The organism is Pseudomonas sp. GW821-FHT09E04 (assembly GCF_059416185.1).
On sequence record NZ_JBWKOR010000002.1, the window covers coordinates 703,297 to 724,548 of the forward strand.

Genomic DNA, 21,252 nt, shown 5'->3' on the forward strand with positions numbered 1-21,252 from the left:
TCCTGATGAGACCGAGCCATGCACAACAACAATAAAGAGCTGACTTTAAGCGCCCCGCTCAGCGGCCCGGTGCTCACGCTCGCCAAAGTTCCGGACGCGGTGTTCGCCAGCGGCGCGATGGGCGACGGCATTGCCATCGATCCGCTGAACGACACCTTGTATTCGCCCTGCGCCGGGGTGGTGATCCACGTTGCCCGCACCGGCCACGCGCTGACCGTGCGTGCCGACAACGGCGCGGAAATCCTCCTGCACCTGGGACTCGACACGGTCGAGTTGCAGGGCGAAGGTTTCTCGATGCTGGTCAAGGAAGGCACTCGGGTCAGCAGTGGCCAGCCGTTGCTGCGCTATGACCTGGACAAGGTCGGCCGCCAGTGCAAAAGCCTGGTCAGCCTGCTGATCCTGACCAACAGCCAGGACTTTCAGGCGCGTCCCATCACCCTGAAAACGGTGAAGGTTGGCGAACCGCTGCTGCACATAGTTGCTCGTCACAGCACGGCGGCGAATGCAGAAGAAACCGGCGGCCCTGAAGTTCACGGTCACGTGCGGGTCGCCCATCGCGGTGGCCTGCATGCACGCCCGGCCGCGTTGATCCGCCAGACGGCGCAGGGTTTCAAGAGCCAGTCACAGCTGCATTTCGCCGGCAAGTCGGCGCCGTGCAACAGCCTCATCGGCTTGATGGGCCTGGCGATTGGCGAGCAGGACGAAGTGCAAGTCAGCTGCCAGGGCTCCGATGCTCAAGCGGCGCTGCAAGCCTTGCTCACGGCCTTGGCCACCGCTCTGCCCGACGATCATCACGCCACAGCACCGGTTGCTTCTGCCCCACGCAATCGCCCGGCCGAGGCCGGCGTGTTGCACGGTGTGTGCGCCGCACCGGGTCTGGTGGGCGGGCCGCTGTTTCGCTTGAACGCGATCAGCCTGCCGGCGGACGCTGGCAATCATCAGCCCGAGCAACAATTGCAGATCCTCGACGCAGCATTGAATCAGGTTCGCAGCGAAATCAACGGCACCCTCGCCCAGGCGAAAAAACAGCGTAATGCCGACGAAGAAGCGATCTTCGCCGCGCATCTGGCATTGCTGGAAGACCCAGCACTACTAGATGCCGCGCAGCAATCGATCGAAACCGGCATCGCGGCGACTCACGCCTGGAGCCAATCCATCGATGTGCAATGCGAGGTGCTGCAAAACACCGGCAGCGCACTGCTGGCCGAGCGTGCCAACGATCTGCGCGACTTGAAACAACGGGTGCTGCGTGCCCTGCTCGGCGAAGCCTGGCATTACGACGTGCCGGCCGGCGCCATCGTCGCCGCTCACGAACTGACGCCTTCGGACTTGCTGCAACTGAGCGCGCAAGGTGTCGCCGGGTTGTGCATGGCCGAAGGGGGCGCAACTTCCCACGTGGCCATTCTGGCCCGGGGCAAAGGCCTGCCGTGCATGGTCGCACTGGGCTCGGCGCTACTGGATCAAGCGCAAGGTCAATCTGTGGTCCTCGACGCCGACGGCGGGCGCCTCGAACTGACGCCAAATGGCGAAAGACTGGCCGAAGTCCGGCAAGCCCAGATCGACCGCCAACAACGTCGCGAAGCCCAGCGAGCCCAAGCCCATCTGCCGGCGGAAACCCGCAACGGCGTGGCCATCGAAGTGGTCGCCAACGTCGCCTCCAGCCATGAAGCAGCGGACGCGTTTGCCAATGGCGCCGATGGCGTCGGCCTGTTGCGCACCGAGTTCCTGTTCGTCGATCGCCACACCGCGCCGGACGTCGAAGAACAGCGCACCGCCTACCAAGCGGTGATCGATGCCATGGGCGACAAGTCGGTGATCATCCGCACCATCGACGTCGGCGGCGACAAACAACTCGATTACCTGCCGCTGCCAGTGGAAGCCAACCCGGTTTTGGGTCTGCGCGGTATTCGTCTGGCTCAGGCCCGCCCGGAAATCCTCGATCAGCAACTGCGCGCCCTGCTGCAAGTCAGCCCGTTGCAGCGCTGCCGGATCCTGCTGCCGATGGTCACCGAAGTCGACGAACTGCTGCACATCCGCCAACGGGTCGATGCGCTGTGCCTGGAACTGGGCATCAGCCTACGTCCGGAAATCGGCGTGATGATCGAAGTCCCAGCCGCTGCATTGCAGGCCGAACAACTGGCCGAACACGCCGACTTCCTGTCCATTGGCACCAACGACCTGTCGCAATACACCCTGGCCATGGACCGCGACCACGCCGGCCTCGCCGCACGGGTCGATGCCTTGCACCCGGCACTGCTGCGCCTGATCGCCATGACCTGCGAAGGCGCGGCGGTGCATAAACGTTGGGTCGGCGTGTGCGGCGCCCTGGCTTCCGATCCGCTGGCGACGCCGGTGTTGATCGGCCTGGGCGTGACCGAACTGTCGGTGAGCCCGGTGCAAATTGGTGAAATCAAGGATCGCGTGCGCCAGGTGCACGAAGCCGAATGCCAACGCCTCGCCCGGGACTTGCTCAAGCTGAGCAGCGCCGCCGCGGTGCGTCATGCCTGTCATCAACATTGGCCTCTGCGCTAACAAAAACAACAAGGACAAACGCCATGTACCAACTCTTCATCGAAGGCCTGCAACGCCTCGGCCGAGCGCTGATGCTGCCGATCGCGATCCTGCCGATCGCCGGCCTGCTGCTGCGCCTGGGCGACACCGACCTCTTGAACATCGCGATCATCCACGACGCCGGGCAGGTGATCTTCGCCAACCTGGCGATGATCTTCGCCATCGGCATCGCGGTCGGTTTCGCCAAGGACAACAACGGCACCGCTGGCCTCGCCGGGGTGATCGGTTACCTGGTGATGATCTCCACGCTGAAGGTGCTCGACGCCAGTATCAACATGGGCATGCTCGCCGGGATCGTCAGTGGCCTGATGGCCGGTGCGCTGTACAACCGCTTCAAGGACATCAAGTTGCCGGAGTATCTGGCATTCTTCGGCGGCCGGCGTTTCGTACCGATCGTCACCGGTTTTGCGGCGGTGGGTCTGGGCGTGGTATTCGGCTACATCTGGCCGCCGATCCAGCACGGCATCAACAGCTTCGGCAGCCTGATGATGGAAAGCGGCAGCTTCGGCGCCTTCGTCTTCGGCGTGTTCAACCGCCTGCTGATCGTCACCGGCCTGCACCACATCCTCAACAACATGGCGTGGTTCGTGTTCGGCAACTTCACCGACCCGACCACCGGTGCCCTCGTCACCGGCGACCTGTCGCGTTACTTCGCTGGCGATCCGAAGGGCGGCCAGTTCATGACCGGCATGTTCCCGATGATGATCTTCGGCCTGCCCGCCGCGTGCCTGGCGATGTACCGCAACGCCCTGCCGGAGCGACGCAAGGTGATGGGCGGGATCTTCCTGTCGATGGCGCTGACTTCGTTCCTGACCGGCGTCACCGAACCAATCGAATTCGCCTTCATGTTCCTCGCACCGCTGCTGTATCTGGTGCATGCGTTGCTGACCGGGCTGTCGATGGCAATCACCAACGCGCTGAACATCCATCTGGGCTTCACCTTCTCCGGTGGCTTCATCGACATGGTGCTCGGCTGGGGCAAGTCCACCAATGGCTGGCTGGTGATCCCGGTGGGCCTGGCCTATGCGGTCATCTATTACGCGGTGTTTGATTTCTGTATCCGTCGCTTCAACCTGAAGACGCCGGGGCGTGAAGACGTTGCCACCGCCGACAAAGCGGTTCTGACCGAAAACGAACGCGCCGGGGCTTACATCAAGGCACTCGGTGGTGCAGAGAATCTGGTCACGGTTGGCGCGTGCACTACGCGGTTGCGACTGGAAATGGTCGACCGCAACAAAGCTTCGGATGCGGATTTGAAAGCGCTGGGCGCGATGGCCGTTGTGCGTCCGGGCAAGGGCGGGAGTTTGCAGGTGGTTGTAGGGCCGATGGCCGACAGCATTGCTGATGAGATTCGCTTGGCGATGCCCGCGTTGGGGCGTGCTTTGGTGACGGCGCCTGTCGCAATCATCGAAACCAGTGAGCCCGTAACGGTCGCCACACCGCTGGCACAGCAATGGCTGGCAGCCCTGGGCGGCAGCGACAACGTGCTGCAACTTGATTGCATCGCCATGAGCCGTATTCGCCTGCAACTGGCCGATGGCAAGGTGCTGTCGGAAAGCCGATTGAAAGAGCTCGGATGTTTGGGTGTGAGCGCGCTGGAAGATGGTGTTTGGCACTTGCTGGTGGGCGAGCGGGCGCAAAGCTTGAGTGCGGCGTTGGAGGGGTTGGTTAATCGGAGTGAGGTGAGTGCGAAGGTTTAGGGCGACCAGTGAATCGCTGGGTGGGGGGGTGATTTGACGCATCTTTATTGGACTCCGAATCCAGCCCTCCCCCTAACCCTCTCCCGGAGGGAGAGGGGACTGATCGCAGTGTTTATACGAACTACACCGACCTGGAATATCGAGGCGAACTCAGATCTTAAAACACCAAAAAACAGCTTCTCACCACTCAAAACGATGAGCGTTAGCTCGAGTACCGCTTTTGACGTGCCGGCCCCATCGGAAGGCTGAGTGGAGGGATTTATCCGGGGGTGGGAGCGCAGCGACCGTTCGACGAAGTCGAACACATCGAGAGGAGGTGCAGCGAAGCAAACCGTAGGCGATGCCCCCGGATGAATCCCGTAACGAAGGAACCCCGAGCCCCAGCGAGGGGCCGTACGCCGGGGCCCAGCGTTTTGCTTACTTTTGGGCGTCTGCAAAAGTGAGTCGCTGTAAGAGCGAAACCGTCAGCGGCAGCACCCGAAGCAACGGATATTCACTCAATCTCAAACCCCAAAAACCAAAAACCAAAAAACCCGCTGAAATCACTCTCAGCGGGTTTTCTGTTCAAACGGCAAGGAAGATCAAAAATCCTCCAACCGCCAAACCTCATAAGCCGGCGTCTCGTAAGGATGGCTAGCCTTCAAAGCCCCCACCACCCCACGAATCAACTCATCGCCAACAACAAGCTCAACCTTCCACTCCTCGACCCGCTCAACCTGCCCCGCCTGACCAATGAACGGCTGACTGCCATCCAGAGGTCGAAACTGGCCCAGACCAAGCACCTGCCAAGCACAGTGGTCATAGTCACCAATCCGCCCGCCACCGGCAGCGAATACAGCGTCCTTGACCACCTCGACATGACTGTCGGGAACAAAAAACGCGAGCTTGTACACAGCGCTTAGTTCACCCACACACGAGCGTTACGGAACATACGCATCCAAGGAGCGTCTTCGTTCCACTCTTCCGAACGCCACGAGTTCTGCACGGCGCGGAACACACGCTCCGGGTGCGGCATCATGATCGTTACGCGACCGTCGCGGCTGGTGAGGCCGGTGATCCCGCGCGGCGAACCGTTCGGGTTGGCCGGGTAGGCTTCGGTGACCTTGCCGTGGTTGTCGACGAAACGCATCGCCACGCAACCGGACAGATCGGCTTCGAGCAGTGCCTCTTCGCTTTCGAATTCGGCATGACCTTCACCGTGAGCGATGGCGATCGGCATGCGCGAACCGGCCATGCCCTGCAGGAAGATCGAGTTCGATTCCTGAACCTGAACCATCGCCACGCGCGCTTCGAACTGCTCGGAGCGGTTGCGCACGAAGTGCGGCCAGAACTCGCTGCCCGGGATCAGTTCGTGGAGGTTGGACATCATCTGGCAACCGTTGCACACGCCGAGGGTGAAGCTGTCGTTACGCTCGAAGAAGCCCTGGAACGCATCGCGGGCACGGCTGTTGAACAGTGCGGACTTGGCCCAGCCTTCACCGGCGCCGAGTACGTCGCCGTAGGAGAAACCACCGCAGGCCACCAGACCTTTGAACTCGTTCAGGTCGACACGGCCGGCCAGAATGTCGCTCATGTGCACGTCGATCGCGTTGAAACCGGCGCGGTCGAACGCCGCCGCCATTTCCACCTGACCGTTGACGCCCTGCTCACGCAGCACGGCAACCTGTGGGCGAATGCCTTTCTTGATGTAAGGCGCGGCGATGTCCTGGTTGACGTCGTAGCTCAGCTTGACGCTCAGGCCCGGATTGTCCTCTTCCAGCAGGACGTCGAATTCCTGCTGGGCGCAGTCGGCGTTGTCGCGCAGACGCTGGATCTGATAGCTGGTCTCGGCCCACTGACGTTGCAGCAGACGACGCTGACCTTCGAACACGGTGTCACCGTTGAAGGTGATGTTGATCTGGCCGTTGTTGATCGGCTGACCGATCACCGAAACGCAATCGCCCAGACCGGCCGCGCTGAATTGCGCGAGGATGTCCGGCGTGGCGTCCTGGCGAACCTGGATCACGGCACCCAGTTCTTCGTTGAACAGGATGGCGGCGATTTCAGCGGAGCTCTCGGCAACGCTGTCCAGGTTCAGGCTCAGACCGCAGTGGCCGGCGAAGGCCATTTCCACCACGGAAGTCAGCAGACCACCGTCGGAACGGTCGTGGTAAGCCAGCAGGTGACCGTCGGCGTTGAGGCCCTGGATCACTGCGAAGAAGGCTTTCAGGTCTTCGGCGTCGTCGACGTCCGGAGCCTGCTTGCCGAGCTTGCCGTGAACCTGAGCGAGGATCGAGGCGCCCATGCGGTTCTGGCCACGACCGAGGTCGATCAGGATCAGATCGGTGGTGCCTTTGTCCATGCGCAGTTCCGGGGTCAGGGTCTGACGGATGTCAGCCACTGGCGCGAAACCGGTCACGATCAGGGACATCGGCGAGGTGACGGTCTTGTCTTCGCCGTTGTCGTTCCAGCGGGTGGCCATGGACATCGAGTCCTTGCCCACCGGGATGGTGATGCCCAGCTCAGGGCACAGTTCCATACCCACCGCTTTCACGGTGTCGTACAGACGCGCGTCTTCGCCCGGGTGGCCGGCAGCGGACATCCAGTTCGCCGACAGTTTGATGTCGGAGAGCTTGTTGATGCGCGAGGCGGCAATGTTGGTCAGGGTTTCACCGATGGCCATGCGGCCCGACGCCGGAGCGTCCAGCAGCGCCAGCGGAGTACGCTCGCCCATTGCCATCGCTTCACCGGTGTAGACGTCGAAACTGGTGGCGGTGACGGCCACGTCGGCCACCGGAACCTGCCATGGGCCGACCATTTGGTCACGGGCCACGAGGCCGGTGATGGTGCGGTCGCCGATGGTGATCAGGAAGCTTTTGCTCGCCACAGCCGGGTGGTGCAGAACGCATTCGATGCTTTCGCTGATGTCGAGGTTCGACGGATCGAAGTCATCGCCCAGCTCGGCTTCGCGAACCACCGAACGGTGCATGCGCGGTGCCTTGCCCAGCAACACTTCCAGTGGCATGTCCACCGGGTTGTTGCCGAAGTGGCTGTCGGTCACGGTCAATTGAGGCTCGGCGGTGGCTTCACCGACAACGGCGAACGGGCAACGCTCACGTTCACAGATGGCCTTGAAGCGCTCGAAGTCGGCCGGGCCGACTGCCAGAACGTAACGTTCCTGGGATTCGTTGGACCAGATTTCGTGCGGGGCCATGCCCGGCTCGTCGTTTGGAATGTTGCGCAGTTCGAAACGGCCACCGCGGTCGCCGTCGTTGACCAGTTCCGGGAAGGCGTTGGACAGACCGCCCGCACCCACGTCGTGGATGAAGCTGATCGGGTTCTTGTCACCCAGCTGCCAGCAACGGTCGATGACTTCCTGGCAGCGACGTTCCATTTCAGGGTTTTCGCGCTGAACCGATGCGAAGTCCAGATCCGCCGAGCTGGTGCCGGTCGCCATTGAGGACGCTGCACCGCCACCCAGACCGATCAGCATCGCCGGACCGCCGAGAACGATCAGCTTCGAGCCGACCAGAATCTCGCCTTTCTTGACGTGCTCTTCACGGATGTTGCCCATGCCGCCAGCCAGCATGATCGGCTTGTGGTAACCGCGAACTTCGTCACCGTGCGGGGTGGTGATCGATTGTTCGAAGGTACGGAAGTAACCGGTCAGGGCCGGACGACCGAATTCGTTGTTGAACGCAGCGCCGCCCAGCGGGCCTTCGATCATGATGTCCAGCGCGGTAACGATGCGCTCAGGCTTGCCGTACGGTACTTCCCACGGCTGTTCGAAGCCCGGGATCTGCAGGTTCGACACGGTGAAACCGGTCAGGCCGGCCTTCGGCTTGGCGCCACGGCCGGTCGCGCCTTCGTCGCGGATCTCGCCACCGGAACCGGTAGATGCGCCCGGGAACGGTGCGATCGCGGTCGGGTGGTTGTGGGTTTCAACCTTCATCAGGATGTGCACCGGCTCCTGCACCGCGCCGTACTGGCGGGTTTCCGGATCCGGGAAGAAGCGGCCGGCGACGTTGCCGACGATCACCGAAGCGTTGTCCTTATAAGCGGACAGCACGCCTTCGCTGTGCATCTGATAGGTGTTCTTGATCATGCCGAACAGGCTTTTTTCCTGGCTCTCGCCGTCAATATCCCAACTGGCGTTGAAGATCTTGTGGCGGCAGTGCTCGGAGTTGGCCTGGGCGAACATCATCAGTTCGATGTCGTGCGGGTTGCGCTTGAGACCGTTGAAGGCGTTGACCAGGTAATCGATCTCGTCTTCGGCCAGGGCCAGGCCCAGCTCGACGTTGGCCTTTTCCAGCGCGGCGCGACCACCGCCGAGGATATCGATGGCGGTCAGCGGCTTCGGTTCGGCGTGGCTGAACAGACCGGCGGCCTGCTCGAGGTTGGCCAGAACGATCTGCGTCATGCGGTCATGCAGTACATCGGCAATCTGCTGTGCTTCGGCTTCGCTGAACTGACCGGCCACGTAGAACGCGATGCCGCGCTCCAGGCGCTGGATCTTGCTCAGGCCGCAGTTGCGGGCGATGTCGCTGGCCTTGCTCGACCATGGCGAGATGGTGCCGAAACGCGGCAACACCAGGAACAGACGACCGGTCGGCTCTTGAACCGGAACGCTTGGACCGTACTTCAGAAGGCGCGCAAGCACCTGCTGTTCGTCGCCGGTCAGGACGCCGGTGACTTCGGCGAAGTGAGCGAATTCAGCATACAAGCCACTGACAGCCGAAACCTTCTGGCTCAGTTGCTCAAGGAGTTTGCTGTGGCGAAAGGCAGAAAGGGCAGGAGCGCCGCGCAGGATCAACATCTTCGGGACAGCCTCGGGAAGGGGTGTGCTTTGAGGCCGTGCATTCTAGCCTAAACCGCCCTCAACATCACCCGAAACGCTACGCACGGTTGCACCCGGATGTCGAGTGGTGTTCCTGCCTCGAAGGTCAAATTTATCGGGTGTTGGAACGCGGGTTATTTTTTCTGTCACAAAATGCCTTTCGGGCCCATTCCTGCGGGGTTTCGAGCGGTTTTGTGATCCCTAGCAGACAAGCCCTCGACTGTCGAGATATGGCGCCCGTTGTCCTTTGCGTATACTGCGCACATGTTTTCCCCAACGGCTTTGCGTCCGCGGTACGCCAAATGGCTGATCGCAACCGGACTCTTCCTGATGCTCAGTGGCTGTGTTGATAAACCCAACACCCTCGAGCGCGTAAAGGAGGATGGTGTGCTGCGGGTGATCACCCGTAACAGCCCCGCCACCTACTTTCAGGATCGCAGCGGCGAAACCGGCTTCGAATACGAGCTGGTGAAGCGCTTCGCCGACGATTTGGGGGTGGAGCTGAAGATCGAGACCGCCGACAACCTCGACGACCTGTTCGACCAGGTCGGCAAACCCAACGGTCCGGTACTGGCCGCCGCCGGCCTGGTCAGCAGCGATCAGCGCAAGAAGCAGGTTCGGTTCTCCCACGCCTATCTCGAAGTCACCCCGCAGATCATCTATCGCAACGGTCAGTCCCGCCCGACCGACGCCAGTGAACTGGTCGGCAAGAAGATCATGGTGCTCAAGGGCAGCACCCACGCCGAGCAACTCGCCGAGCTGAAACAGAAATATCCCGGGATCGAATACGAAGAATCCGACGCCGTTGAAGTAGTCGACCTGCTGCGCATGGTCGATGAAGGCCAGATCGACCTGACCCTGGTCGACTCCAACGAAGTGGCGATGAACCAGGTGTACTTCACCAACATCCGCGTGGCCTTCGACCTCGGCGATGCGCGCAGCCAGAGCTGGGCAGTGGCCGCCGGTGAAGACAACAGCCTGCTCAACGAGATCAACAGTTATCTGGACAAGGTGCAGAAGAACGGCACCCTGCAACGCCTGAAAGACCGCTACTACGGCCACGTCGACGTCCTCGGCTACATGGGCGCCACCACCTTCGCCCAGCATTTGCAGCAGCGGTTGCCCAAATACGAACAGCACTTCAAGACTTACGCCAAGAAAGAGAAAGTCGACTGGCGCCTGCTCGCGGCCATCGGTTATCAGGAATCGCTGTGGCAACCGGCCGTCACCTCGAAGACCGGCGTGCGCGGCCTGATGATGCTGACCCAGAACACCGCCCAGGCCATGGGCGTGTCCAACCGCCTCGATCCGAAGCAGAGCATCATGGGCGGCGCGAAGTACCTGGCTTACATGAAGGATCAACTCGACGACTCGATCCAGGAGCCGGATCGTACGTGGTTTGCACTGGCCGCCTACAACGTTGGCAGCGGCCACCTGGATGACGCGCGCAAACTGGCGTCCCGGGAAGGCCTGAACCCGGACAAGTGGCTGGATGTGAAGAAGATGCTGCCGCGCCTGTCGCAGAAGCAGTGGTACAGCAAGACCCGCTATGGCTACGCCCGTGGCGGCGAACCGGTGCATTTCGTGGCCAACATCCGTCGCTACTACGACATCCTGACCTGGGTGACCCAGCCGCAACTCGAGGGCGATCAGGTCGCCGAAGGCAATCTGCATGTGCCGGGGATCGACAAATCCAAGCCGGCGCAGGAAAACCCGCCGCTCTGATAAATACTGTGGGAGCGAGCTCCCACAGGATCTGTGTTGATGCTTAGGCCTTTGCAGCCGCCAGGATCAGCGCCTTCATCTCCGACACTGCCGACTTGAAGCCGACGAACAACGCATGCGCCACCAGCGCATGACCAATGTTCAGTTCGTTGATGCCCTTGATCGCCGCCACAGCTTCAACGTTGTGGTAGTGCAGACCGTGACCGGCATTGACGATCAGGCCCTGGGCCAGACCGAATGCCACGCCGTCCGCCACACGCTTGAGCTCTTCAGCCACTTCGGTCGGTGTTTCGGCATCGGCGTAGCGCCCGGTGTGCAGCTCGATGGCCGGTGCGCCGACTCGTTTCGAGGCAGCGATCTGCCGCTCGTCAGCGTCGATGAACAGCGACACTTCGCTGCCGATCTTCGACAGACGCTCCACCGCTGCCCTGATGCGCTCTTCCTGCCCCGCCACGTCCAGACCGCCTTCGGTGGTCAGTTCCTGACGCGTCTCCGGCACCAGACAGATGTGGGCCGGACGGATGCGCTCGGCGAACGCCATCATTTCTTCGGTGACGCCCATTTCGAAGTTCATGCGGGTTTGCAGCACATCCTTGAGCAACAGTACGTCGCGCTCCTGAATGTGGCGACGGTCCTCGCGCAGGTGCACGGTGATGCCGTCGGCGCCCGCCTCTTCCGCGTCCAGCGCGGCCTTGACCGGATCCGGATAGCGCGTGCCCCGAGCCTGACGCAGGGTGGCGACGTGGTCAATGTTCACGCCAAGAAGAATGCGATTGCTGGTGGTCACGGATGCGCTCCTGAATGGAAAGATTCGGCGCACAGCATACACGGTGAAGGGTCTGTTGACGTCTGGGCGCGGCGGCGACGGGATGCTCACTGAGCACAGGGCAAGGCGCGAGGAACGAAGTTTGGTTTCCCCAAATGAGTTCCGAGCAACGCAGCCCTGGGCGCAGTGAGCGCCCGTCGTGCCGTGCCCAGACGTCAACAGACCCTTAGGGCTTGCGAAACAGCTCGCGACTGACCAAGGGACGACCGCCAAGATGAACTGCAAGTGCCTGACGCATCAAGCGTTTGGCAGCGGACAATGCGCCGGGCGCAGACCAGTCCGCTTCGGCCATGGCCAGCAGCTCGGTGCCGTTGAACAGACCGGGTTGCAGCAGGTAGACCCGCTCAAGTCCGGCATCCACCTGCAAGCGATAGAGGCCGTCCGGAGCGATGGGTTCGTCATTGATGTCGGTGTTCAGGGAAAAGCCGTAACCGAGGTCGTCAAGCAGGCGCCATTCGAAGGAACGCAGCAACGGTTCCAGTGGCCGGCCTTCAGCCAAGGCCAGCAAGGTGGCCGCGTAATGATCGAACACCGCGGGGTGCGGGTCTTCGGCTGGCAGCAGGCGGATCAGCAACTCGTTGAGATAGAGGCCGCTGAACAGTGCCTCGCCGACCATCCACGTCGCATTGCCGGCACTTTCCATTCGCCCGACATTCTTCAACTCACCCTTGCCACGGAATTCCACTTCCAGCGGCACGAACGGACGCGCCAGCGTCCCGGCCTTGCCCCGCGCGCTGCGCAACACCGCCCGCAGCCGACCTTGCGGCGTGAGGAAGTCCACCAACGCGCTGGTTTCGCGATAGGCGCGGGAGTGCAGGACGTAGGCGGGTTGGGCGGGAGGCGTTTGAGACATGGATTTCTCGTTGAGGGAAACGCGGTTTTACTCATCACCCAAAACCAATGTGGGAGCGAGCTTGCTCGCGAAAGCGGTGCAACAATCAACATCAATGCTGAATGTTACATCGTCTTCGCGAGCACGCTCGCTCCCACAATGGATCGATGTAATGCCAGACGCTTTACAGGTCGCCGTAACCCAGCGAACGCAGCGCACGTTCGTCGTCGGACCAGCCGCCCTTAACCTTCACCCACAGGTTGAGCATGATCTTGGAGTCGAACAGCAGCTCCATGTCCTTGCGCGCTTCGGTGCCGATGCGCTTGATGCGCTCGCCCTTGTCGCCAATGATGATTTTCTTCTGGCCGTCACGCTCGACGAGGATCAGCGCGTGGATGTGCAGAGTCTTGCCCTGTTGCTTGAACTCTTCGATTTCCACGGTGATCTGGTACGGCAGCTCGGCGCCCATCTGGCGCATGATTTTCTCGCGCACCAGTTCGGCGGCGAGGAAACGGCTGCTGCGGTCGGTGATCTGGTCTTCCGGGAAGAAGTGATCGTTCTCCGGCAGATGGTCAGCGATGACCTTTTCCAGTGCATCGAGGTTATGCCCGTGCTGCGCCGAGATCGGAATGATCTGCGCATTCGGCAGCTGCTCCTGCAACCAGGACAGGTGCGGCATCAGCTCGGCCTTGTCCTCGATGCGGTCGGTCTTGTTCAGCGCGACGATCAGCGGGCCGGTCACGTATTGCACACGCTCCAGCACCATCTGGTCTTCTTCGGTCCACTTGGTGCGGTCGACCACGAAGATCACCACGTCGACGTCTTTCAACGCCGCCGAAGCGGTCTTGTTCATGTAACGGTTCAGGGCCTTTTCGCCACCCTTGTGCATACCCGGGGTGTCGACGTAGATCGCCTGCACGTCGCCCTCGGTCTTGATCCCGAGCATGTTGTGGCGAGTGGTCTGCGGCTTGCGCGAAGTGATCGCGAGCTTCTGGCCGAGGATGTGGTTCAGCAGCGTGGACTTGCCCACGTTGGGACGGCCGACGATGGCAACATAGCCACAGCGAGTTGCGTTTGTATCAGTCATTGCCATTCTCCACACCCAGGGCAATCAGTGCTGCGGCGGCCGCTACCTGTTCGGCAATGCGACGGCTCACGCCCTGACCCCGGCTTTTTTCATTCAATAGGACAACTTCGCACTCGACGAAGAACGTACGGCAGTGCGGCTCACCCTGGATATCCACCACTTCATAGCGTGGCAGGTCGCAACCGCGCGATTGCAGGAATTCCTGCAGGCGGGTCTTGGGATCCTTGTTGGTGTCGACCAGCGTCAGACCCTCGAACTCGCCGGCCAGCCAGGCCAGAACGCGCTCGCGGGCGACTTCCATGCCGGCGTCGAGGTAGATCGCGCCGATCAGCGCTTCGAGGGCATCGGCCAGAATCGATTCGCGACGGAAACCACCGCTTTTCAGCTCACCGGAACCCAGGCGCAGGTATTCGCCCAGATCGAAACCACGGGCCAATACCGCCAGGGTCTCACCTTTCACCAGACGTGCACGCAAACGCGACAACTGGCCTTCGCGGGCCAGCGGGAAGCGGTCGAAGAGTGCCTCGCCGGCGACGAAGTTGAGGATCGCATCGCCGAGGAATTCCAGACGCTCGTTGTTGCGTCCGGCAAAGCTGCGGTGCGTGAGGGCCAGGACCATCAGTTCCTGGTCCTTGAAGGTGTAACCGAGCTGACGCTCGAGACGGCTTAGAGAAACGCTCACGGTTTACCCACGCTGAGTTCGTGGCTGGATTCCACTGCCATCGCCGGGATACGGCGCAGGCCTGGGACAATTAACGCTGTGTTCAAAAATGACGTCCTGAATATCGTGGCTTCATGCCCCGGAGCCGGTTGTGCCGACGCCAGAAATGCATTCGGCGCTGTGGTCAACAGCGCCGTGATTGTTTACTTGATCAGGCCGACCCGCGAGAAATTCGGCAGGTGGCTGAGTTTCGGTTCCGGCCAGCTCATCCAGACCGCGAAGGCCTTGCCGACGATGTTCTGGTCGGGAACCATGCCCAGCAGATCCTTGGGAATGTTCGGATCATCCCAGTAGCGACTGTCGTTCGAGTTGTCGCGGTTGTCGCCCATCATGAAGTAGTGCCCGGCCGGCACGGTCCAGGTATGGTCCGGCGTGGCGCGGTAGCGGCTCATTTCCTTGCGGATCAGGTGCTCGGCGGCGCCGAGTTTTTCCTTGTAGAGCTCAGCGCTGCCAAGGGTGCCCGGTTCGGAACCGACCAGTTGCTCGGCAATCGACTCGCCATTGACGAACAGACGCTTGTCGGCGGTGTAACGCACCGTGTCACCCGGCAGACCCACCACACGCTTGATGTAGTTGACGTTCGGGTCGCTCGGGTAGCGGAACACCATCACATCGCCGCGTTGCGGATCACCGACTTCGATGACTTTCTTGTCGATCACCGGCAGGCGGATCCCGTAAGAAAACTTGTTCACCAGAATGAAGTCGCCAACGTCCAGGGTCGGCTTCATCGAACCGGACGGAATCTGGAACGGCTCCACCAGGAACGAACGCAGCACCAGCACGATGAACAGCACCGGAAAGAACGACTTGCCGTATTCGACCAGCAGCGGTTCCTTGTTCAGCTTCTCGACCACCACCACGTCAGGCTGGCTGACGCTGCCCTGATAGGAAGTGATGGCGGCGCGCCGACGCGGTGCCAGGATCAACAGATCGAGCAACGCCAACAGGCCGCAGACGAACACGGCGATAACCAGCAACAGCGGGAAATTTAGTGACATAGGACCTGACTATTCCAACCTGAGCACGGCAAGGAAGGCTTCTTGTGGAATTTCCACGTTGCCGACCTGCTTCATGCGTTTCTTACCGGCCTTTTGCTTCTCGAGCAGTTTCTTCTTACGGCTGACGTCACCGCCGTAGCATTTGGCCAATACGTTCTTTCTGAGCGCCTTGACGGTTGTCCGGGCGACGATCTGACCGCCAATGGCAGCCTGGATGGCCACGTCGAACATCTGACGAGGAATCAGTTCTTTCATCTTCTCGGTCAACTGGCGACCTTTGAAGTGCGAATTGTCACGGTGCACGATCAGCGCCAGGGCGTCGACCTTGTCACCGTTGATCAGCACGTCCAGCTTCACCAGATTAGCCGATTGGTAACGATCGAAATGGTAATCCAGCGAAGCATAGCCGCGGCTGGTGGATTTCAGACGGTCGAAGAAGTCCAGGACCACTTCGTTCATCGGCAGGTCGTAGGTCACCTGGACCTGGTTGCCGAGGAACAGCATGTCGACCTGCACACCGCGTTTTTCGATGCACAGGGTGATGACGTTGCCCAGGTGCTCCTGCGGTACCAGGATGTTGGCACGCACGATTGGCTCGCGCATGTCTTCGATCGCGGACACGTCCGGCAGCTTCGACGGGTTGTCGACGTAAATCGTTTCACCGGTTTTCAGCACCAGTTCGAAGATTACGGTCGGTGCCGTGGTGATCAGGTCCAGGTCGTATTCGCGCTCCAGGCGCTCCTGGATGATCTCCATGTGCAGCATGCCGAGGAAGCCGCAACGGAAGCCGAAGCCCAGGGCGTCGGAGCTTTCCGGGGTGTACTGCAGCGACGAGTCGTTCAGGGTCAGTTTCTGCAGCGCTTCGCGGAAGTCCTCGAAGTCGTCGGAGCTGACCGGGAACAGACCGGCGTAAACCTGTGGCTGAATGCGTTTGAAACCCGGCAGTACCGGAACATCCGGCGTCGAGCTCAAGGTCAGGGTGTCACCGACCGGTGCACCGTGAATGTCCTTGATGCTGGCGATGATGAAGCCCACTTCGCCGGCCTTCAGGTCAGCGGTGGCGGTGTGTTTCGGGTTGAAAACACCGACGCTGTCGACCAGGTGGACCTTGCCGGTGGATTTCACCAGGATCTTGTCGCCCTTCTTCACGCGGCCATGACGCACGCGCACCAGGGAGACAACGCCCAGGTAGTTGTCGAACCAGGAGTCGATGATCAACGCTTGCAGCGGATCTTCGATGTTGCCGGTCGGCGCAGGAATGGTCGCGACCAGACGCTCGAGCACTTCGTCGACACCCAGGCCGGTCTTGGCGCTGCAGGTGACAGCGTCGGTGGCGTCGATGCCGATGATCTTCTCGATCTCGTCCTTGACGCGGTCGGGCTCGGCCTGCGGCAGGTCGATCTTGTTCAGTACCGGCATGACCTCGAGGCCCTGCTCGATGGCGGTGTAGCAGTTGGCCACGGACTGGGCTTCAACACCCTGACCCGCGTCGACCACCAGCAAGGCACCTTCACACGCGGCCAGGGAACGGCTGACTTCGTAGGTGAAGTCGACGTGGCCCGGGGTGTCAATGAAGTTCAGCTGGTAGGTGACGCCGTCTTTGGCTTTGTAATAGAGGGTAACGCTGTGGGCCTTGATGGTGATCCCGCGTTCGCGCTCCAGATCCATGGAATCCAGTACCTGGGCTTCCATTTCACGCTCGGCCAGGCCACCGCACATCTGGATGAAACGGTCAGCCAGCGTCGACTTGCCATGGTCAATGTGGGCGATGATGGAGAAATTGCGGATATGACTCAAATCACTCACGGATCAACACTCAAAAAGGCTGCAGGCTTGGCCCGCCGAAAAATAGCCGGGAATTGTACCTGATACACGGCGCAAGCGTCACGTTCGCCTGTCACCCGGATTGCATGCAAAAACGCCCCGGTCTTGCGACCGGGGCGTTTTCAAGGCTGGAGCAAGGGTGAAACCTTGTTCATCAACCGGCTCGACGCAGCAACCAGACACCCGCCAGGGCACAGACGCCTGCCGGCACCAGCACTGCGAACAGCGGCGAGAAGCCGAATACCAGACTGGACGGACCGAGCAGATCCTGGACGATGCGGAAGGTGAACCCCACCAGCACACCGGTAAACACCCGCTGACCGAGGGTTACCGAGCGCAGCGGGCCGAAAATGAAGGAGATCGCCATCAGCACCAGCGCGGCAGTCACCAGCGGCTGCAACACCTTGACCCAAAAGGCCAGCCAGTAACGGCCGTTGCTCAGACCTTGATCGGCCAGGTAGTGGATGTAACCCCACAGCCCGGTAATCGACAGCGCTTCCGGCGCCATGACCACGGTGTTCAGCAGTTGCGGGCTGATGGACACATCCCAGTCTTCGGTCGGTTTGTTGACGACTTCGGTGCTGCGCTCATGGAACAGCGTGGTGGTCACGTCGGTAAGCTGCCAGCGAGTGCCATCGAACTCGGCGCGCTTGGCGAAGCTCGAGCTCAGCAGGTGGCGTTCCTTGTCGAAGTGATAGCGGGTCACACCATACAACAGGCCATCGGGTTGCACGGCGTTGATATGGATGAATTCCTCACCCTGACGGTGCCACATACCGTGCTTGGCGCTTTGCGCGTCGCCACTGCCTTGAGCCAGCGAACGATTGGCCTGAGCCATGCTCTCGGTAGCCGGCGCAACGTACTCGCCGATCAGCACGCCGGCCAGCATCAGCACCAGCATCGGCTTCATGACCGCCCAGACGATGCGCCCGATGGACACACCCGCCGCACGCATCACCGTCAGCTCACTGCTGCTCGCCAGGCTGCCGAGGCCGATCAGACAGCCGATCAGTGCTGCCATCGGCAACATGTCATAGAGCCGGCGCGGTGCGGTCAGCAGTACAAAGCTCAGCACATCAGCCAGAGTGTAGGTATCGCTGACGTCGCTCATCTCGTCGATGAAGGCAAACAATGTCGCCAGTCCCAGGATGATCGCCAGCACGGCGATGATCGCCATGAACACGCTGCTGCCGATGTAGCGGTCGAGTTTAACCACGAGCCACCTCCAGCGCAGCGCTGCGACGGCTGGCCATTTTCAGGCGCAGCGGTTCCCAGTACAGCAGGCCGATGCCGATGACCAGGAAGATCCCGTGTACCCACCACAGACCCAGGCTCGCCGGGATCTTGCCTTTTTCGAGGGCGCCGCGAGCGGCAATCAGGATGGTCAGGTAAGCCATATAAAGAAGAATCGCCGGCAGCAACTTGAGGAAGCGCCCCTGGCGCGGATTGACCCGCGACAGCGGCACCGCCATCAGAGTCACGATAAATACCAGCAGCGGCAGCGACAGGCGCCATTGCAGTTCGGTCTTGGCGCGGATGTCATCACTGGCCATCAGGGTCGACGTCGGCATGGCGTCACGGTCGGTGACTTCCTCGCTGACATCGGGCTTGGGCAGCAGAACACCGTAGGTTTCGTAGTGGATAGCGCGGTAGTTGGCCAGTCCCGGACTGCCGTCGTAGCGGTAGCCGTTGTGCAGGATCAGGTAACGGTTGCCATCAGGACGGACTTCCTGCCGGCCTTTCTCGGCCACCAGCACGGAAATCCCGCGATCCGCCTGGTTGGCACCGAGGTTTTTCTGCGAGATGAACACGCTGCCCAGATTGACCCGGTCGTCGCTCAGGTTTTCGGTGTAGGTCACCCGCGTGCCATCGCGCAACGCCTGGAAGCGACCCGGCTCAAGGGTGTCGAATTCGGTCAGGGCGTCCTGCTTGTTCAGCAGCAGCTGGAACTGGTTGGCACCTTGCGGGGCCAGACTCAGGCTCAGCCATGCCACCACCAGTGCCACCAGCGTGGCCGGGAACAGGGTCATGCGGAACAGGCGCTGCTGGCTCATGCCAGTGGCGGACAGCACGGTCATTTCGCTTTCCAGATACAGCCGGCCGTACGCCAGAAGGATCCCGAGGAACAGGCCCAGCGGCAGGATCAACTGCATGAAGCCCGGCAGACGGTAGCCCATGATCAGGAACAGCGATCCCGGATCGAGCTGGCCCGCAGCGGCCTGGGCAAGGTATTTGATGAAGCGACCGCTCATGATGATGACCAGCAGCACGGCACTCACCGCACTCAGGGTCAACAGGACTTCGCGGGACAGATAACGGAAGACGATCAAACCAGACACTCCAGGGTTGTCAGGCTAAGGCGGCCAAACAAGCAAACGTATCGACAGGCCCGCCAGGCAGAGCCGTCGAAAAAAGATGCGGCATTATCCTGTGATTGAGCGCGCCTGTCACTGCGCACACTCACGCAAGCGTGCAATCGGTTGAAGATCGTTCCGAGGAGGGTTGTCAGGCGCAGGGAGCGAGGTTCAAACTGCGGCCCTTGTCGCAGGCGCTGGCCTGCGCCTTTTCTCTCTATAAGCAGGCGACTGCGGACACCGCCGAACGCCTGCGTGTTGACCATTCATTCAGGGATCCGGACATGGAACTGGTTGTAAAAAGCGTTAGCCCAGAAACGTTGAAAACCGCCACCCTGGTGGTTGCCGTCGGTGAAGGCCGCAAACTCGGCGTCGCCGCCAAGCAGGTCGACGAACTGAGCGGCGGCGCCATCAGCGCTGTCCTCAAGCGTGGCGATCTGGCCGGCAAAGTCGGTCAGAGCCTGTTGCTGCACAGCCTGCCGAACCTGAAAGCCGAACGCGTGCTGCTGGTCGGCGTGGGCAAGGATGAAGAACTGGGCGACCGCCCGTTCCGCAAGATCGTTGCCGGCATCCTCAACACCCTCAAGGGCCTGGGTGGCAGCGATGCCGTGCTGGCGCTGGATGAAATCATCGTCAAGGGCCGTGACAGCTACGGCAAGACTCGCCTGTTGGCCGAAACCCTGGTCGACGGCGAATACACCTTCGACCAGTTCAAGAGCCAGAAAGCCGAGCCGCGCGCTCTGAAGAAAATCACCCTGCTGACCATCAAGGCCGCTCAAGCCGAAGTGCAACGCGCCGTGAATCACGCCACCGCGATCGCCAACGGCATGGCGTTCACCCGCAACCTGGGCAACCTGCCGCCGAACATCTGCCACCCGACCTTCCTCGGCGAGCAAGCCAAGGACCTGGGCAAAGAGTTCAAGGATCTGAAAGTCGAAGTGCTCGACGAGAAGAAAATCAAATCCCTGGGCATGGGTTCGTTCTACGCCGTCGGTCAGGGCAGCGCCCAGCCGCCGCGCCTGATCGTCATGCAATACAACGGCGGCAAGAAATCCGAGAAGCCGTACGCACTGGTCGGTAAAGGCATCACCTTCGACACCGGCGGCATCAGCCTGAAACCGGGCGCCGGCATGGACGAAATGAAGTACGACATGGGCGGCGCCGCCAGCGTGTTCGGTACCCTGCGCGCCGTGCTGGAACTGAAGCTGCCGATCAACCTGGTGTGCATCCTGGCCTGCGCCGAGAACATGCCGAGCGGCACTGCTTCGCGTCCGGGCGACATCGTCACCACCATGAGCGGCCAGACCGTGGAAATCCTCAACACCGACGCCGAAGGCCGTCTGGTGCTGTGCGACGCACTGACCTACTCCGAGCGCTTCAAGCCGCAAGCGGTGATCGACATCGCCACCCTGACCGGTGCCTGCGTGGTTGCCCTGGGTGCGCACACCTCCGGCCTGCTGGGCAATAACGACGAACTGATCGGCCAACTGCTGAGCGCCGGCAAGGCTGCTGACGACCGCGCCTGGCAACTGCCGCTGTTCGATGAGTACCAGGAGCAACTGGACAGCCCGTTCGCCGACATCGCCAACATTGGCGGGCCGAAGGCCGGCACCATCACCGCCGCGTGCTTCCTGTCGCGCTTCACCAAGAACCTGAACTGGGCGCACCTGGACATCGCGGGCACCGCGTGGACCAGCGGCGGCAAGGACAAGGGCGCCACCGGCCGTCCGGTTCCACTGCTGACCCAGTACCTGCTGGATCGCGCCAAAGCCTGAAACCGATGACTGCGAGCGGCGTC

General features: G+C 61.4%; 14 protein-coding genes. 4 read left to right on the plus strand and 10 right to left on the minus strand.

Annotation, left to right across the window (positions count from 1 at the left end):
* The first annotated feature begins 18 nt into the window (after window positions 1-18).
* Both ptsP and nagE read left to right on the plus strand, forming a co-directional pair.
* Window positions 19-2,532: a phosphoenolpyruvate--protein phosphotransferase gene (gene ptsP, locus AC07N4_RS09695; RefSeq protein ID WP_493065324.1), complete on the plus strand. Its 2,514-nt coding sequence runs from the start codon at window positions 19-21 to the stop codon at window positions 2,530-2,532.
* 23 nt (window positions 2,533-2,555) lie between these two features.
* Window positions 2,556-4,271 carry an N-acetylglucosamine-specific PTS transporter subunit IIBC gene (gene nagE, locus AC07N4_RS09700; RefSeq protein ID WP_493065323.1) on the plus strand — a complete coding sequence of 572 codons (1,716 nt, stop codon included), beginning with the start codon at window positions 2,556-2,558 and terminating at the stop codon, window positions 4,269-4,271.
* Window positions 4,272-4,852: 581 nt separating this feature from the next.
* Here the strand turns inward: nagE and AC07N4_RS09705 are convergent.
* Window positions 4,853-5,164, minus strand: a complete 312-nt coding sequence (locus AC07N4_RS09705; protein ID WP_493065322.1) for an NGG1p interacting factor NIF3 — start codon at window positions 5,162-5,164, stop codon at window positions 4,853-4,855.
* Between the two features lie 5 nt (window positions 5,165-5,169).
* The gene (gene purL / locus AC07N4_RS09710; protein ID WP_493065321.1) at window positions 5,170-9,066 is read right to left on the minus strand and encodes a phosphoribosylformylglycinamidine synthase; all 3,897 of its coding nucleotides are present in this window, start codon (window positions 9,064-9,066) and stop codon (window positions 5,170-5,172) included.
* Between the two features lie 285 nt (window positions 9,067-9,351).
* On the opposite strand from purL, the gene mltF reads away from it, so the two are divergent.
* On the plus strand, window positions 9,352-10,812 hold the full coding sequence (mltF, locus tag AC07N4_RS09715) for a membrane-bound lytic murein transglycosylase MltF (protein WP_096819217.1): 1,461 nt from the start codon (window positions 9,352-9,354) through the stop codon (window positions 10,810-10,812).
* A 43-nt stretch (window positions 10,813-10,855) separates the two neighbouring features.
* On the opposite strand, the gene pdxJ is transcribed toward mltF, so the two are convergent.
* The 8 genes from pdxJ to lptF form a co-directional block, all read right to left on the minus strand.
* On the minus strand, window positions 10,856-11,599 hold the full coding sequence (gene pdxJ / locus AC07N4_RS09720) for a pyridoxine 5'-phosphate synthase (protein WP_007957371.1): 744 nt from the start codon (window positions 11,597-11,599) through the stop codon (window positions 10,856-10,858).
* A gap of 205 nt (window positions 11,600-11,804) precedes the next feature.
* Entirely contained in the window at window positions 11,805-12,491 is a 687-nt protein-coding gene (gene recO, locus AC07N4_RS09725; RefSeq protein WP_085729730.1) for a DNA repair protein RecO, read from the minus strand.
* Window positions 12,492-12,654: 163 nt separating this feature from the next.
* Complete coding sequence (gene era, locus AC07N4_RS09730; RefSeq protein WP_003221935.1) at window positions 12,655-13,557, minus strand: GTPase Era; 903 nt, start codon at window positions 13,555-13,557, stop codon at window positions 12,655-12,657.
* Window positions 13,550-14,239: a ribonuclease III gene (gene rnc, locus AC07N4_RS09735; protein ID WP_096819215.1), complete on the minus strand. Its 690-nt coding sequence runs from the start codon at window positions 14,237-14,239 to the stop codon at window positions 13,550-13,552. Before rnc ends, era begins: the two co-directional genes overlap by 8 nt.
* A gap of 182 nt (window positions 14,240-14,421) precedes the next feature.
* Window positions 14,422-15,276: a signal peptidase I gene (lepB, locus tag AC07N4_RS09740; protein WP_096819213.1), complete on the minus strand. Its 855-nt coding sequence runs from the start codon at window positions 15,274-15,276 to the stop codon at window positions 14,422-14,424.
* Window positions 15,277-15,285: 9 nt separating this feature from the next.
* Window positions 15,286-17,082, minus strand: a complete 1,797-nt coding sequence (lepA, locus tag AC07N4_RS09745; protein ID WP_085608162.1) for a translation elongation factor 4 — start codon at window positions 17,080-17,082, stop codon at window positions 15,286-15,288.
* A 172-nt stretch (window positions 17,083-17,254) separates the two neighbouring features.
* On the minus strand, window positions 17,255-18,316 hold the full coding sequence (gene lptG, locus AC07N4_RS09750; protein ID WP_096819211.1) for an LPS export ABC transporter permease LptG: 1,062 nt from the start codon (window positions 18,314-18,316) through the stop codon (window positions 17,255-17,257).
* Window positions 18,309-19,430: an LPS export ABC transporter permease LptF gene (gene lptF / locus AC07N4_RS09755; RefSeq protein ID WP_096819209.1), complete on the minus strand. Its 1,122-nt coding sequence runs from the start codon at window positions 19,428-19,430 to the stop codon at window positions 18,309-18,311. The genes lptG and lptF overlap by 8 nt, the downstream gene beginning before the upstream one ends.
* Window positions 19,431-19,738: 308 nt before the next feature.
* Here lptF and AC07N4_RS09760 point away from each other — a divergent pair, with 308 nt between their 5' ends.
* Window positions 19,739-21,229, plus strand: coding sequence for a leucyl aminopeptidase (locus AC07N4_RS09760; RefSeq protein ID WP_096819207.1), 1,491 nt, complete (start codon window positions 19,739-19,741; stop codon window positions 21,227-21,229).
* Window positions 21,230-21,252: the final 23 nt, after the last annotated feature.